At 69.1% G+C, this 14,471-nt stretch carries 14 protein-coding genes; 5 read left to right on the forward strand and 9 right to left on the reverse strand.

What is annotated here, in order from left to right:
• Both rph and rpiB read right to left on the reverse strand, forming a co-directional pair.
• A partial coding sequence (gene rph / locus WAS25_RS00005; protein ID WP_422309061.1) for a ribonuclease PH occupies positions 1-436 on the reverse strand: 436 nt, incomplete at its 3' end.
• The gene (gene rpiB / locus WAS25_RS00010) at positions 436-870 is read right to left on the reverse strand and encodes a ribose 5-phosphate isomerase B (RefSeq protein WP_422309062.1); all 435 of its coding nucleotides are present in this window, start codon (positions 868-870) and stop codon (positions 436-438) included. The genes rpiB and rph, both read right to left, overlap by 1 nt.
• Before the next feature lie 50 nt (positions 871-920).
• On the opposite strand from rpiB, the gene WAS25_RS00015 reads away from it, so the two are divergent.
• The 3 genes from WAS25_RS00015 to WAS25_RS00025 are packed head-to-tail and all read left to right on the forward strand — an operon-like array spanning position 921 to position 5,424.
• Positions 921-4,064: an SNF2-related protein gene (locus WAS25_RS00015; RefSeq protein ID WP_422309064.1), complete on the forward strand. Its 3,144-nt coding sequence runs from the start codon at positions 921-923 to the stop codon at positions 4,062-4,064.
• Positions 4,061-5,029 carry an SWIM zinc finger family protein gene (locus WAS25_RS00020; RefSeq protein WP_422309066.1) on the forward strand — a complete coding sequence of 323 codons (969 nt, stop codon included), beginning with the start codon at positions 4,061-4,063 and terminating at the stop codon, positions 5,027-5,029. Before WAS25_RS00015 ends, WAS25_RS00020 begins: the two co-directional genes overlap by 4 nt.
• A 20-nt stretch (positions 5,030-5,049) precedes the next feature.
• The gene (locus tag WAS25_RS00025) at positions 5,050-5,424 is read left to right on the forward strand and encodes a RidA family protein (RefSeq protein ID WP_422309068.1); all 375 of its coding nucleotides are present in this window, start codon (positions 5,050-5,052) and stop codon (positions 5,422-5,424) included.
• Positions 5,425-5,529: 105 nt separating this feature from the next.
• Here the strand turns inward: WAS25_RS00025 and WAS25_RS00030 are convergent, their stop codons facing one another.
• From WAS25_RS00030 to WAS25_RS00045, 4 genes are all read right to left on the reverse strand, one after another.
• The gene (locus WAS25_RS00030) at positions 5,530-6,252 is read right to left on the reverse strand and encodes a LytR/AlgR family response regulator transcription factor (protein WP_422309070.1); all 723 of its coding nucleotides are present in this window, start codon (positions 6,250-6,252) and stop codon (positions 5,530-5,532) included.
• Positions 6,249-7,343: a sensor histidine kinase gene (locus WAS25_RS00035; protein WP_422309072.1), complete on the reverse strand. Its 1,095-nt coding sequence runs from the start codon at positions 7,341-7,343 to the stop codon at positions 6,249-6,251. Before WAS25_RS00035 ends, WAS25_RS00030 begins: the two co-directional genes overlap by 4 nt.
• Before the next feature lie 20 nt (positions 7,344-7,363).
• Positions 7,364-7,852 carry a Spy/CpxP family protein refolding chaperone gene (locus WAS25_RS00040; protein WP_422309074.1) on the reverse strand — a complete coding sequence of 163 codons (489 nt, stop codon included), beginning with the start codon at positions 7,850-7,852 and terminating at the stop codon, positions 7,364-7,366.
• Between the two features lie 132 nt (positions 7,853-7,984).
• On the reverse strand, positions 7,985-8,461 hold the full coding sequence (locus tag WAS25_RS00045; RefSeq protein ID WP_422309076.1) for a hypothetical protein: 477 nt from the start codon (positions 8,459-8,461) through the stop codon (positions 7,985-7,987).
• A 71-nt stretch (positions 8,462-8,532) separates the two neighbouring features.
• Here WAS25_RS00045 and WAS25_RS00050 point away from each other — a divergent pair, with 71 nt between their 5' ends.
• Positions 8,533-8,901, forward strand: coding sequence for an Hpt domain-containing protein (locus tag WAS25_RS00050; RefSeq protein WP_422309078.1), 369 nt, complete (start codon positions 8,533-8,535; stop codon positions 8,899-8,901).
• A gap of 6 nt (positions 8,902-8,907) precedes the next feature.
• On the opposite strand, the gene WAS25_RS00055 is transcribed toward WAS25_RS00050, so the two are convergent.
• Entirely contained in the window at positions 8,908-9,750 is an 843-nt protein-coding gene (locus WAS25_RS00055; RefSeq protein WP_422309080.1) for a transglycosylase SLT domain-containing protein, read from the reverse strand.
• Positions 9,751-9,892: 142 nt separating this feature from the next.
• Here WAS25_RS00055 and WAS25_RS00060 point away from each other — a divergent pair, with 142 nt between their 5' ends.
• Positions 9,893-10,558: a hypothetical protein gene (locus WAS25_RS00060; RefSeq protein WP_422309082.1), complete on the forward strand. Its 666-nt coding sequence runs from the start codon at positions 9,893-9,895 to the stop codon at positions 10,556-10,558.
• 26 nt (positions 10,559-10,584) lie between these two features.
• Here WAS25_RS00060 and WAS25_RS00065 read toward each other — a convergent pair whose 3' ends face one another.
• Both WAS25_RS00065 and WAS25_RS00070 read right to left on the reverse strand, forming a co-directional pair.
• Positions 10,585-11,037, reverse strand: a complete 453-nt coding sequence (locus WAS25_RS00065) for a hypothetical protein (RefSeq protein WP_422309083.1) — start codon at positions 11,035-11,037, stop codon at positions 10,585-10,587.
• Positions 11,038-11,045: 8 nt separating this feature from the next.
• Positions 11,046-14,462, reverse strand: a complete 3,417-nt coding sequence (locus WAS25_RS00070) for a methylmalonyl-CoA mutase family protein (protein ID WP_422309085.1) — start codon at positions 14,460-14,462, stop codon at positions 11,046-11,048.
• Between the last annotated feature and the right edge of the window lie 9 nt (positions 14,463-14,471).

The following is a 14,471-nucleotide window of genomic DNA, read 5'->3' on the forward strand; positions in this document are numbered from 1 at the left end:
GGGCCGAGTCGAGCCCCTGGGCGCGCAGCGCCAGCGCCACGGCCACCCAGGCGCCGGTGATGGCCGCGCAGCGGGTGCCGCCATCGGCATTGAGCACATCGCAGTCCACGGTGAGGGTGCGTTCGCCCAGGGCGGCAAGATCCACGGCCTGCCGGAGGCTGCGGCCGATGAGGCGCTGGATCTCCACGGTGCGGCCCTGCTGCTTGCCCCGAGCGGCCTCGCGGTCAGACCGCGTGTTGGTCGCTGCCGGGAGCATGCCGTATTCGGCCGTGAGCCAGCCCGAGCCCCTGCCCTTCATCCAGCCCGGCACCCGGTCCTCCAGGCTGGCGGCGCACAGCACATGGGTGTTGCCGAGCTTCACCAGGCAGGAGCCGGAGGCGTGCAGCTGCACGCCTTTCTCCAGGCCAAGGGTGCGCAGTTCCTGGGCTTGACGCATCAGCAGCACCCTTTCAGCTCGATCTTGTCCACCCGACCCTGATGCCTTCCCCCCTCAAAAGGTGTATCCAGGAACGATTTGAGGTAGGATTCTGCCTTGAGCGGATCCGTCAGCCGCTGGCCGAAAGCGATGGCGTTTGCGTCATTGTGCTGTCGAGCCAGTGCTGCGTGCTCGGGGGAGGTCACCAGCGCGCAGCGGATGCCGGCATGGCGGTTGGCCGCGATGCTGATGCCGATGCCGGATCCGCAGACCAGCACCAGGCGCTCCCATTGATCCCTGCCCTCCGCTGCCCGGTGCGCGAAATCCGGGTAATCCACCGAGGTCATCCCATCCGTGCCGAAATCCACCACCTCGTGCCCCTGCCCAACGGCCCAGGCCTTGAGCCGCTCCTTCAGGTCGAACCCCGCATGATCGCTTGCGAATCCGAGCTTCATCGTCCAGCCCCCCGCCTTGCATCCTACCGCCAAGGGGCGGCCGCCTTCCCATGCTGAATCCCTTCCTCCAGTACCGCCCCCAGGACCGGGGCTTCCTGCTCTGCATGCCCGAGGCCGTGGACGCGGCGGAGTGGGTGCGCGCGCTGCGCACCCTGCCGGGCGAGTTGCAGGGGCGGGAGCGGCTGACCCCCGCCAAGGCCCAGATCTTCCTGCCGGACGGCTCCCTGGTGGAGATGCACGCCGTGCCCCTGCGCTGGCAGCGGGCCTACCCCTGGCTCTCCTCGCTGGCCCTGCGCCCCGGGAACGCCGGACCCACCCTGCGCTACTGGGCCATGGCCCTGCGCCTGCTCCAGTCGCTGGTCGTGCGGGGCGCCATGTTGCCCCAGCTCGACACCCGCGGCAATCCCTGGAAGGCCCGCTGGGGCATCAGCCTCACCAGCCCCTCGGACCGCGCCGCCCTGCGGCAGCTGGCCGAGGCTATGCCCCCCGCTGCCGTGGCCTTCCCCGAGAACGACACCTGGGCCTTCACCAAGACCGTGGCCCTGGGCGAGCTGGACGCTTTCGACATCGAGGACGACCTGGCCATGCCACCCGCTTCGGACGCCGTGCTGACGGCCTTCCTGGAGGACGGCGCCGACTTCATCATGCGCTTCGTGTCCGGCGGCCTACGGGCCGGGGACGATCCGCGCCTGAGCCTCATCCACCGCCTGCGGGGCCACAAGCGGGACCGCCTGCCCTGGGACGAGCGCATCATGGTGGCCCTCTCGCACCAGCTGCCGGAGTTCCCCACCACAGGCATCACGGAGCGCACCCTGGGCGAGCAGTTGGCCCAGTGGAGCGAGGGCGCGCGGCCCCAGTGGCTGCGGCCCAGCCTGCGCCTGGAGACCCCGGACGTGCCCACGGCCCTCCAGGCCGTGCAGGACGCAGACCGGCTGGCCGAGGAGGGCTGGGTCCTCAAGGTCGGCCTGGAGACCGAGGCAGGCGCCGACATCGGCGTGGCCAAGCTCTGGGAACCCTCCACTGAGCCCGAGGTGCTGCAGGCCCGGCAGGTGCTGCTGCGCGGCCTGGCCCGCGCCGTGCCCTTCTTCCCAGCCCTGGAGCGGGCCCTCTCGGGCCAGAAGCCCGAGGACCTGGTGCTGCGCCCCACGGAGGCCTGGGGCTTCCTCACCCGCGGCGCAGCCCAGCTGAAGGAGGCGGGCTTCCTCGTCCACATCCCCGAGGGCCTGGCCGACTTCGGCGGCGCGAAGCGTCTGCGCGCCAAGGTGCGTCTGGGTGCCCGTAACGTGCTGGATTCCGCGCCCCTGGCCCAGGCAGGCCTGGAGGGAAGCGTCAGCGCCGACTGGTCCCTGATGCTGGGCGACGATGCCCTGAGCGTGGAGGACTTCGCCCAAATGGCCAGCCTCAAGCACCCGCTGGTGGCCTGGAAGGGCAAGTGGGTGGCGCTGGACCCCGAGACCCTCAAGCAGATCTCCACCGTCATCCAGGCCAGCCGCGGCGCCGGTTTCGAGAGCATGACCAAGGGCGAGGCCCTGGCCGCGGCCCTCACAGGCACGGCGCGCATCCCCGGCGTCAGCGAGGCCATCGAGGTGGAGGTCGCGGGCGATTTCGGCGCGGCCCTGGAGGATCTGAAGATTCTTCCCGACAAACCCATCACCCAGCCTGCCAGCTTCCACGGCCAGTTGCGTCCCTACCAGCTGCGGGGCCTCGCTTGGCTGGAGGGCCTGTCCCGCCTGGGCCTGGGCGGCATCCTCGCCGACGACATGGGCCTGGGCAAGACCATCCAGGTGCTGGCCCTGCTGCTGCACCGGCAGGAGCAGAGCCCCGCGTTCGGCCCCGCCACGCTGTTGGTGTGCCCCACCTCGCTGCTGGGCAACTGGGAGCGGGAGCTGGCCAAGTTCGCGCCCAGCCTGCCGATCTTCGTGCACCACGGGAACAACCGCGACCGCCTGCCGAACACCTTCAAGCCCCACACCCTCGTGCTCACCACCTATGGCGTGGTCCGCCGCGAGGAGGACACCTTCGCCACCCGCCCCTGGGGCATGGTGGTGGTGGATGAGGCCCAGGCCATCAAGAACGCCGGCTCCGCCCAGGCCAAGGCCATCCGCAAGCTGCACGGCGCCTTCCGGCTGGCCCTCACGGGCACGCCCATCGAGAATCGCCTCACGGAGCTGTGGGCCATCATGAGCGCCGGCCTCCCGGGCTACCTCGGCAGCGAGTCCCACTTCAAGGAGCGCTTCGCCACGCCCATCGAGAAGTACCGCGACCCGGACGCCGCCAACGAGCTGCGCCAGCGCATCGGCCCCTTCATCCTGCGCCGCCTCAAGAGTGACAAGGCTATCATCCAGGACCTGCCCGAGAAGCACGAGATGAAGGTCTTCACCACCCTTAGCCGTGAGCAGGCCGAGCTGTATCAATACCGCGTGGAAAAGATGGATGAGGAGCTGGATGCTGCGTCTTCGGGCATTGAGCGCCGGGGCCGCATCCTGGCACTGCTCACCCACCTCAAACAGATCTGCAACCACCCGAGCCAGTTCCTCAAGGCCCAGGGGCCCTATCGGGGCCGCAGCGGCAAGCTGGACCGTCTCACGGAGATGCTGGAGGAAGTGGTCGAGGCCGGCGAGCGCGCCCTGGTGTTCACGCAGTTCAAGGAGATGGGCGACCGTCTGCAGATCCACTTGCATGACGCTCTGGGCTTCGAGCCGCCCTTCCTGCACGGCGGCACCACCCGTGAGGGCCGCGACGAGCTGGTGCGCAGCTTCCAGGAGGATCAAGATTCCTCTCCCGTGCTGCTGCTGAGCCTCAAGGCCGGCGGCGTGGGCCTCAACCTCACGGCCGCCACGCACGTCTTCCACTTCGACCGCTGGTGGAACCCCGCCGTGGAGGACCAGGCCACAGACCGCACCTACCGCATCGGCCAGACCAAGAACGTGCAGGTGCACAAGCTTGTCACCATCGGCACGCTCGAAGAGAAGATCGACGCCCTGCTGGAGTCCAAGCGGGATCTGGCCGACCGCGTGGTGGGCAGCGGCGAGGGCTGGCTCACGGAGCTGGACGACGACGCCCTCCGCCGCCTGGTGGCCCTGGATCCCGACGCCGAGCTGCTGGATCCCGACGAGGGCAACGGGGATGAGCCCGCCGCGCCGAAGCCCGGTGCCAAGCTGGGCCGCCGCAAGGTGAAGGAGGTGGCCGAATGATCAGCCACACCGACCGCTTCGGTGCCACCTGGTGGGGCCGCCTCTGGATCAACGGCCTTGAGAAGCTGGGAGACGACTACGAGAACCGCCTACCCCGCGGCAAGAAGTACGCAGAGGACGGCCACGTGTCGCACTTCGGCGTGCAGCCCGGCGAGATCCAGGCCCGGGTCCACGGCCGCAAGACCTACAACGTGACCCTGGGCCTACCGGCCCTCACCGCGGCCCAGTGGGAAAAGGCCCTGGACCGCATCGCCCTGGAGAGCCGCTTCGTCGCCTCCCTGCTGGCGGGTGAGATGCCCCAGGGCCTGGACGAGACCTTCCGCGAGGCGGGCGCCAGCCTCTACCCCCGCGTGCCGAAGGAGCTGCAGACCCACTGCGACTGCCCCGACTGGGCCAATCCCTGCAAGCACGTGGCGGCCGTCTGCTACGTGATGGCCGAGGCCCTGGACCGCGATCCCTGGCTGCTCTTCGACCTGCGCGGCAAGAGCCGCGACGAGGTGCTGCAGGCCCTGCAGTCGGCCCTGGACGCCGCCGCCGTGGCCGCGCCGAAGAAGCGGGGCCGCCCTCCCAAGAAGAAGCAGACCGTGGCGGACCTCCTGCGCCGAGAGCAGGCCGAGCCCGAACCCTGGCGGCGCCTCCCGGAGGAGGCCTACGATGCCATCCCCATGCCCCTGCCCGAGATCGCCATCCCCCGCGTGATCCCGCCCGATCCCTCGGTGTTCACCCAGCTTGGCCCCCTCCCCCACGCCCGCATCGAGACCAGTCTCTGCCTGGCGGCCCTCATGCACCGCACCGCCCAGTGGGTGCAGCAGCAGATCGAGGACGGTCCGCACCGCCTCGATGACGGGGAAGGCGAGGGCGACCTGGAACAGCCGGCCTCGCCCTTCGACGCCCCCCTGCAGCCCCCCCCCAACACCAGCCGCAACTGGCGCCACAAGACGCGGCGCTGGGGTAAGAAAAACTGACCGCAGCCCAAGGAGTCCAAATGCGCACCATCGCCACCCCGAACGCCCCCGCCGCCATCGGCCCCTACAGCCAGGCCCAGATCTCGGGCAACCACCTCTTCACCTCGGGCCAGATTCCCCTGGTGCCCGAGACCATGGAGATGGTCACCGGCCCCATCGATGCCCAGGCCGACCAGGTGCTGAAGAACCTCGCCGCTGTGCTGGCCGCCGCCGGCACCGGCTGGGACCGCGTGGTGAAGACCACAGTCTTCCTCACGGACATGGCCGACTTCGCCGCCTTCAACGCCGTCTATGAAAAGGTCCTGGGCACCGCCAAGCCCGCCCGCAGCACCGTGCAGGTGGCCGCATTGCCACGGGGCGCGAAGGTCGAGATCGAATTGATCGCGGAAGTGTAGCTCCCAGGAAGGATTTAAGGGGAAGACGCAAAGGCGCGAGGGCGAAGGAAGCTATCGCGTTTGATTCCCCTTTCTTGGCGTCTTTGCTTCTTTGCGTTGCGCTTTTCAGCCCAGCCCCAGCCGCGCCTTGAGCCCCGGCGCCGCCCCGCGGCTAACGTCCACCTCGGTGCCGCCGCTGAGCCGCACGCGCAGCCGGCCCGAATCCCCGGCCCGCACGCCCACGATGGCCTCGGGGCGGAGGAGCAGGTGGCGGTGGCCACGGACCACGCGGCTGCCCAGGACTGCTTCCGCTTCGGCCAGGGTCTTCCAGGTGGTGCGCAGGCGCTCGCCGGCGAAGGCCCACACGGCATCCTCCTCGAAGACGAAGTGGGTGGTCCGCGCCAGGTCCACCAGCACCACGCCATCACCCGCCTTCACGGGAACACGGAATGGGCCGACCGGTCGTCCGGCGGGATCGCGCCCCGTCCCCGCCTCCGCCCGGGCGCGCAGGCGCTGCAGGGTCGTGGCCAGGCGCTCCGCCGTCACCGGCTTCAGCAGGTAGTCCGTGACGGCCTGCTCGAAGGCCCGCACGGCATGCTCGGCATAGGCCGTCACGAAGACCACCGGAAAGGGGCGCGGGAGGTCCGCTACCACGTCGAGCCCCGTGAGGCCGGGCATCTGGATGTCAAGGAACAAGGCGTCCACGGCCTCGCCGCGGGCCAACCAGTCCAGCACGGCGGGGCCGTCCTCCAGCTCGGCCACCACCTCGCAGCCCGCCTCCCGCAGCAGCCGAGTCAGGCGCTTCCGGTTGAAGGGCTCGTCCTCGGCCACGAGCACCCGCAGGCTCATGGCTTCACCGCCAGGCGCAGCTCAGCCAGGGTCCAGCCGCCGTCGCGCCGGAGGTTCAGCGCATCGGCAGGCGCCCCCAGCAGGGCCAGGCGCTCTCGCAGGTTGCGCAGGCCCAGGCCTTGGCCTTCCATTTTTGACGGGGCCGGTCCCGTGTTCGCCACGCAGATGAAGAGCTGCTCGCCCTCGCGGCGCACCTGCACCTTCAGTTCGCCGCCGCCCACGGCCAGTGCCACGCCGTGCTTCAGGGCGTTCTCGACCAAGGGCTGGATCATGAGGGGCGGAATCTCGAGGACGTCCAGGGCCTCAGGCCAGTCCCAGCTTTCGCGCAGGCGGTGGCCCAGGCGGAGGCGCTCCAGCGATAGGTACAGTTCGACCAGGCGCCGCTCGTCGCTCAGGGGGGCCCGCAGGAGGGAGCCATGGTCCAACAGGGCCCTCAGCAGATCCGAGAGGTTCACCAGCGCAGCTTCCGCGGCGATGGGATCCTCCCGCACCAGCTCGGTCAGCCCGCTGATGGCGTTGAACAGCACGTGCGGGTTCATCTGGCCCTGCAGCACGCGGGCCTGGGCCTCATCGGCGGCCCGGCGCGCGGCGGCCTCCTGCAACTCGGCCCGCTCGCGATCTGCGAGGATCCAGCCCAGCAGGAGCCCGAAGGAGAGGTGCGCCACACCGAGGATCCAGAGCCGGGGGTGGATGGGAAGCCGCCGTGGCTCCCCGGAGTGGGGGAGCAAGCCCCGGCGTGGTCCGCCTCGCTCCGGCATCCCCTGGCCCCGCCCAGGGGGTGGCCCTCCGGCGCTCAGGAGCAGCAGGACACCGAGCGTGAGGGCGGCAATCCAGGGCAGGGCCTGGAGCGCGCCTTGCCAGGCCCTGGCCATGGGGGCTTCGTCCCCGGACCACTGCCAGGGCAGGGGCGCCAGCACCAGGAAGAGCGCCACCCACAGGGAGGGGATGCACAACTCCGACAGGCCGGGCTCGGGGAAGCCCATCAGGAGCCGGGTGCCATTCCACACCAGACCGAACAGCAGCGCGGCGCCCCAGGTCCGGGGGCGCCGCGTCCGCTGCCAGGTGGCCTGGAGGACTGCAGAAGCGCGCATGGCTTGTCAGAATAGCGGGTTCACTGGGGCGCGTCGGGGGCCGGACGGCCAAGGCCGGGGCCTCGCCCGCGTCCACCCCGAGGACCCATGCCCATGGGGGCCTTCTCGAACAGGACCTTCTGCTCGGCGGTAAGCAGGGGCAGGATCTCCTGCCGCACGGCCCTATGTTCAAGCATCAGATCGAACCGAGCGGCGGAGGCCTTGTCGTGGAGGACCTTCAGGGCGTCGGCATTGCTCGTGGCGTCGGCCATGGCGCCCCGAAGGACCTTGTGGGCGGCCTGGGCCGTCTCGCCCTTGGCCTGGAAGGCGGCCTGGTGCTTGTCGTGGATGGCCTTCACCTGGGTCTGCTGGGCCTCGCTGAGGTTCAGGCCACGGAGGCCGCGACCTTCGCCGAACCCAGGTCCGCGCCCATGGCCCGGACCAAAGCCGGGGCCCTGGGCGGAGAGCGCGGTGCCGAGGGTGAGCAGGGCCACGGCGAGGGCGGCGAAGCGAAGGGGATGGCTGGTCATGGGGATCTCCTGGTGGCTGGGGCGGATCATCCGTCCACACCAGGAGATACGCTCAGCGGGACGAAGGTGGAGCGCTCCGACCCGGTTGCAGATTCCACGGACCCAACTGCAGCAGGGGAAGGTCGAACGGGGCTACTCGCCCTCTTCCGTCTCTCCGATGTCCTCCGCCACGCCCTCCCACCGGTTCCGGGCCTGGTAGGCGGGTTCCTTGAGGTGGGCGAGGAAGTCCGTCATGCGCGGGCCCCAGGAGGAGGTGGCCACGCAGCCCTCGGGGGCGTGGGGCAGGAGATCCGCCGGGGCCTCCTCCAGGCAGAGCTGGGTGAGGGTCAGGGCCTGGCGGTAGCTCTCACCCACGGGCGTCAGGTTGGCGGACAGGGTGTCCAGGAGCTCGGCCAGGAGCGAGTCTTCCGGCAGGGCCTCGGCCTCGGCCTCCAGCAGCTCGACAGTCTTCAGCCGGGCTGTGATCAGCTTGAGGTGCAGACGCTCCAGGTCCCGGCGGGCCACGCCCCGGGCCAGGGCATGGGCCGCATCCTCCAGGTGGGGGTGGAGCTTGCGGAACAGCAGGGAGAGGGCCGTCTCGGCCGGGGTCATGGCGGGCAGATCAGTCATGCCTCCAGCCTACCGCCATCCCCCTTGGACGAACGGGGGCACCTGCCTCAGCATGGAACCTGGGAGTTTCCATGAGCGCGTCGGACCTGCTGGACATGACCACCATCCAGAACTTGGTGGAGCTGGATGACGGCGGCCACGGACTGCTCTCCGAGATGATCGCCATCTTCCGCGAGGACACGCCGCGGCGCATCCAGGACATCCTCGCGGCCGTCGCCGAGGGGAAGGCCGAGGAGCTGTCCCGCTCGGGCCACGCCCTGAAGGGCGGCTCCGGGGCCCTGGGCGCCAATGCCATGCGCACCCTGGCGGCAGACCTGGAGGCCCTGGGGCGCGACGGTTCCACCGACGCCGGAAGCGACCTCCCCACCAGGCTGAACACCATCTACCTGGATACCCTGGCGGCCCTGGAAGCCTACGTCGAGGACCTGAAGAGGCCGTAGCAGGGCTCAGGGCGCCCCGAAGGGTCTCACGCCCGCGGTGCCCTTGGGCGGGGGCTGATCGCTGATCTGGATGCGGCCGTTGGCGTCGGTCCACTGGTAGATGCGGTTGGCGGCCCGCTGCTGCGCCGTGGGCTCGGGCACGGTCTTCTCCTCTTCCACCTTGAAGCCGCCCCGACCCTTCTGCAGCAGGGTCATGCTCCCCGCCAGCTTGGGATCGGGCTGCACGGCCTTGCGGTGGTAGAGGTCCAGGACCTTGGGCACGTAGGCCCGGGTCTCACGGAAGGGGGGGACGCCCTTGTGCTTGTTCACGGCGCCCTCGCCAGCGTTGTAGGCCGCCACCACGCGAGTGAGGTCACCCGAGTAGTAGTCGTGGAGCCACTTCAGGTACTTCACCCCGCCGCTGATGTTCTGCCGGGGATCGAAGGGATCCAGCACCCCGAAGCGCTCGGCCGTGGAGGGCATCAGCTGCATGAGGCCCAGGGCCCCGACCCGAGAGCGGGCCTTGTAGTTAAAGGCGCTCTCAGCCTGGATGATGGCCCGGGCCAGGTGCGAGTCCACGCCCTCGCGCTGGGCGATCTCGTCCACCAGGGCGATGAGTTCAGGGCTCTTGAGGGCCCTGGCCATCTCCGCGGGCGTCACCGCCAGGCGCACCTTGCCCACGCCCACGTGCTTCAGCACCAGGCCCTGCCCCTTCATGTAGGCGGGTGGCAGGTTGTTGATCACCAGCCGGCCCTGGGGATCGTAGTAGGTGTAGAGGTAAGTGACGCCGGGCTTCGCCGACACCCTCGGCGTCCCGGCCGCCAGGGCCAGGGCGATCAGGGGAAACATCGGCAGCGGGAGGCGCGTCATCAGACATCCATGATAAGGCCAGGGGCAGCGAATGCCTAAAGGCACGCCCCCGCTGGCCTGGTGGTCTGCATAACGTGGCTGTCACAGCCAAAGTCCAGGGACTGGCCGGGATAGGATGGTTGTCCCCCCTTTCGGAGCATTCATGCATCGCACGGCCCTGCTCATCACCTTTGCCCTGGCGCTGAATGCCCAAGAAGCCACAACGCCCACGCCTGCGCCTGCACCGGCCGCCGCGCCCGCCGCGGCGCCCAAGTCCGTGGACTTCAAGGTGCTGGACGAGGGCCTGCTGGAGGAGAAGTGGTTCAGCATCCAGGTCCCCTTCGCGAAGGTGGAAGAGGCCGACTTCTTCTGGCTGAAGCCCGGCCTTGATCTCACGGGCAAGACCCTCCAGTTCATGCCCTGGGATGATCCGGTCTCCCTCCGCGCCGGCCGCGATGACAAGGATAAGGCCCGGGCCCAGAAGCTCACCGACAGCCTGCCGGGTCTGATCATGCGCAACCTGGAAGCCCCTTTGTCCGGAAAGATCACCCTGAGCCGGAAGGCGGGCGACTACCAGCTGGTGGGCCGCGTGGTGGACGCCAACGCCAAGAGCACCGCCGCCCGCTTCTTCGCCCCCGCCGCCATCGGCGCCGCCGAGACCGTGACCTGGGACTTCAAGATCGTGGACGCCAAGACCCAGGAGGTGGTGGCCGCCTTCCACCACCGGGTGGTCAGCGCCACTGTCATGAGCACCGTCGACAGCAAGCTGGAGAAGTGGCTGAAGGCCTTCGGCCCCTTCTTCCTGCAGCGCCTGACCAAGGCCTCCTAGACAGCTCAGCGGTGCCGCCACTCGCCTCAGGGGCGGGTGGCGGCAGGGCGCTCCAGGAAGGCTGTGAGCGCCTGACTCGAGAACGGCCCCGCATCATGCCGCGCCATAACGGCCCCGTCTCCGCTGACCCGCAGCAGCTTGGCGAAGCCATCGGCCCCCCAGCCGAAGGTCTGGCGCAGGGCCACCCCGCCCCGGTGGATCTGCACCACCTGGTCCCAGACCCCCTGCGGAACGTGCGCCCGCATCGCCACGGCGACACCTTCCATCGCCTCCGCGGCCGTATCCATCGCGGCCGTGGGCAGGCTGAGAAACGGGATGCCGCGCTCCGCGAAGGCAGCCTTCCAGGCGCCCACATCGTGTCGGGCACCATGGGTGAAGCCGATCACCAGGGCAAGCCCAGCCTCGGGAAGGTCCTCTGGAAATCGGAGGGTGCGCCCTGAGAGGGTGGTGCCTTCGAGGGGCGGGAGGCGATCAGGCAAGCGCCACCTTACATGTTCCTGCGGTACTGCCCGCCGACTTCGTAGAGGGCCTGGCTGATCTGGCCGAGGCTGCAGACCTTGGCGGTGTCCAGCAGGGCCTCGAAGAGGTTGCCGCCGCTGCGGGCGACCTCCTTGAGGGTGGCCAGGGCGGCCGGGGCCCGGCTGGCATTGCGCTGATGGAAGGCCTCCAGGTTGCGGATCTGCTGGGCCTTCTCCTCTTCACTGCTGCGGATGAGCTCGATGGCGCCCATCTCGGCCGGCGCCGGATTCAGGAAGGTGTTCACGCCAACAATGGGCAGCTCCCCGCTGTGCTTGAGGTGCTCGTACTGCATGGACTCTTCCTGGATCTTGCCGCGCTGGTACATGGTCTCCATGGCGCCCAGCACCCCGCCGCGGTCGGCGATGCGGCGGAATTCAACCAGGACCGCCTCCTCCACCAGCTCCGTGAGCTGCTCGATGATGAAGGCCCCCTGCAGCGGGTTCTCGTTCTTGGCACCGCCCAGCTCACGGTTGATGATGAGCTGGATGGCGATGGCCCGGCGGACGCTCTCCTCCGTGGGTGTGGTGATGGCCTCGTCGTAGGCATTGGTGTGCAGGCTGTTGCAGTTGTCGTAGATGGCGTAGAGGGCCTGCAGGGTGGTGCGGATGTCGTTGAAGTCGATCTCCTGGGCGTGGAGGGAGCGACCCGAGGTCTGGATGTGGTACTTCAGCTTCTGGCTGCGGTCGTTGGCGCCGTATTTCTCCCGCATGGCTAGCGACCAGATGCGCCGGGCCACACGGCCGATGACGCTGTATTCCGCGTCCAGGCCATTGCTGAAGAAGAAGGACAGGTTCGGCGCGAAGTCGTCGATGTCCATGCCCCGCGAGAGGTAGTACTCCACGAAGGTGAAGCCGTTGGCCAGGGTGAAGGCTAGTTGGCTGATGGGATTGGCTCCGGCCTCGGCGATGTGGTACCCGCTGATGCTCACGGAGTAGAAGTTGCGCACCTTCTCCTCGATGAAGCGCTCCTGGATGTCGCCCATCACCTTGAGGCTGAACTCCGCGCTGAAGATGCAGGTGTTCTGAGCCTGGTCCTCCTTGAGGATGTCGGCCTGCACCGTGCCACGCACGGACTGCAGCGCCTCGGCCCGCAGCTTGGCGTAGACGTCCGGCGGCAGGAGCTCGTCCGAGGTCACGCCCAGCAGGGCCAGCCCCAGCCCATCATTGCCCTCGGGCAGCCCGCCTTCGTACCGGGGGCGGGCCATGCCCTTCGAGGCGTAAAGGGCGTCGATCTTCGCCTGGGCGGCGTCCATCTGGCCGTGCTCCTGCAGCCACTGCTCGGCCCGCTGGTCGATGGCGGCGTTCAGGAAGAAGGCCAGCATGGTGGGGGCCGGCCCGTTGATGGTCATGCTCACGCTGGTGGTGGGGCAGAGCAGGTCGAAGCCGGAGTAGAGCTTCTTCGCGTCGTCCACGGTGCAAATCGAGACGCCGCTGTTGCCCACCTTGCCGTAAATGTCGGGGCGGACGTGGGGATCCTCGCCGTAGAGGGTCACGCTGTCGAAGGCCGTGCTGAGGCGAACAGCAGGCTGGCCCTTGCTCACGTAGTGGAAGCGCTTGTTGGTGCGCTCCGGCGTGCCCTCGCCGGCGAACATGCGGGTGGGGTCCTCCCCTGCCCGCTTGTACTCGAAGGAACCGGCCGTGAAGGGGAAGCGGCCCGGCAGGTTCTCCAGCAGCTGCCAGCGGAGGATGTCGCCCCAGCCCGAGTAGGCGGGCAGCGCTACCTTGGGCACGAGGGTGCCGCTGAGGGACTGGGTGTAGTTGGCGGCGCGGATCTCGCGGCCGCGCACCACATAGACGTTCTCGGGGTCGGTGTAGCTCTTCCGAAGGCCGGCCCAATCATGGAGCAGGCGGCGGCTCTCGCCGTGCAGCTCGCCCAGGTGCTCCTGGTAGCGCTGGCGGAGCAGGAGGATGGCGGCGCCCTGCTCGCCCTCGACGACCTCCACAAGGTGGGCGGCGTCGTAGAAGGTAGCGGCGGGTGGCACCCGATCTCCCAAGGTCCGCAGGCTCACCCAAAGGGAGTGGGCCACTTCGGCGGTCTCGGCCTGGCGCCGGGCCCAGGCCTTGTAGGCCTGCACAGCATCGGCGATCTCCGCCAGGTAGCGCACCCGCTCGGGCGGGATGATGGCGGCCCGCCGCGGGCTGCCAGGTTCGGCCTGCAGCCGGGGTTCCCAGCCAACGCCAGTCTTGAGGGCCAGGGCTCGGACCAGGTTGACATAGAGCCAGTTGGTGGCGGGGTCGTTGAACTGCGAGGCACAGGTGGCGTAGACCGGCATGTCCTCGGGCGCCTGGCTGAAGCGCTTGTGGGCCCGCTGGTACTGCTTGCGCACGTCCCGCAGGGCATCCTCGGCGCCCCGCTTGTCGGCCTTGTTCAGCACGACGAGGTCGGCGAAGTCCAGCATGTCGATCTTCTCGAGCTGGCTGGCGGCGCCATATTCCGGCGTCATCACGTACATGGCCAAGTCCGCCATGTCCGCGATCTCGCTGTCGCTCTGGCCGATGCCCGCGGTTTCCACGATCACCAGGTCGAAGCCCTCGGCCTTGGCGGCGGCGATGCTGGCCAGGAGGGCCTCACTGGTGGCCCGATGGGCCGCGCTGCGGGTGGCCAGGCTGCGCATGAAGACGCGGTCGCGCAGCTCCGGATGGTAGAGCGCGTTCATGCGGATGCGATCGCCCAGCAGGGCGCCGCCCGTCTTCCGCTTGGTGGGATCCACACTGAGCACCGCCACGCGCTTCTCAGGGAAGTCGACCAGAAAACGCCGGAGGAGCTCATCGACCAGGGATGATTTTCCCGCGCCACCCGTGCCGGTGATGCCGAGGACGGGGATCCTCCTGGCCGGCTGCTCAGCCGTGCCGACCCCGCCCAGCTCGATCTCGGTGATCCTCCTTGCCAGCGGCAGCGCCGCGGGCTTGGTGCGAGGGTCGAAATCGCACCGCTCCACCATGTCGTCGATCATGCCTTGCAGGCCCATCTGGCGGCCATCCTCGGGGCTGTAGATCCGCGCCACGCCGTACGCCTCCAGCTCGCGGATCTCGTCAGGGACGATGACCCCGCCCCCGCCGCCGAAGACCTGGATGTGCCCGGCTCCCCGCTCACGCAGCAGCTCCACCATGTATTTGAAGAACTCGACGTGGCCCCCCTGGTAGCTGGAGACGGCGATGCCCTGGGCATCCTCCTGGATGGCGGTATCCACGATGTCCTGCACGGAGCGGTTGTGGCCCAGGTGGATCACCTCGCAGCCCGTGGCCTGGAGGATGCGCCGCATGATGTTGATGCTGGCGTCGTGGCCGTCGAAGAGGCTGGCAGCCGTGATGAAGCGCACCTTGTGCACGGGGGTGTAGCCCACGTGGGCGTGGGCGGCGGTCTCGGTGGCGGTGAGCGTGGACATGGAACCCCC

It is taken from the genome of Geothrix sp., from assembly GCF_049292215.1.
GTDB lineage: Bacteria > Acidobacteriota > Holophagae > Holophagales > Holophagaceae > Geothrix.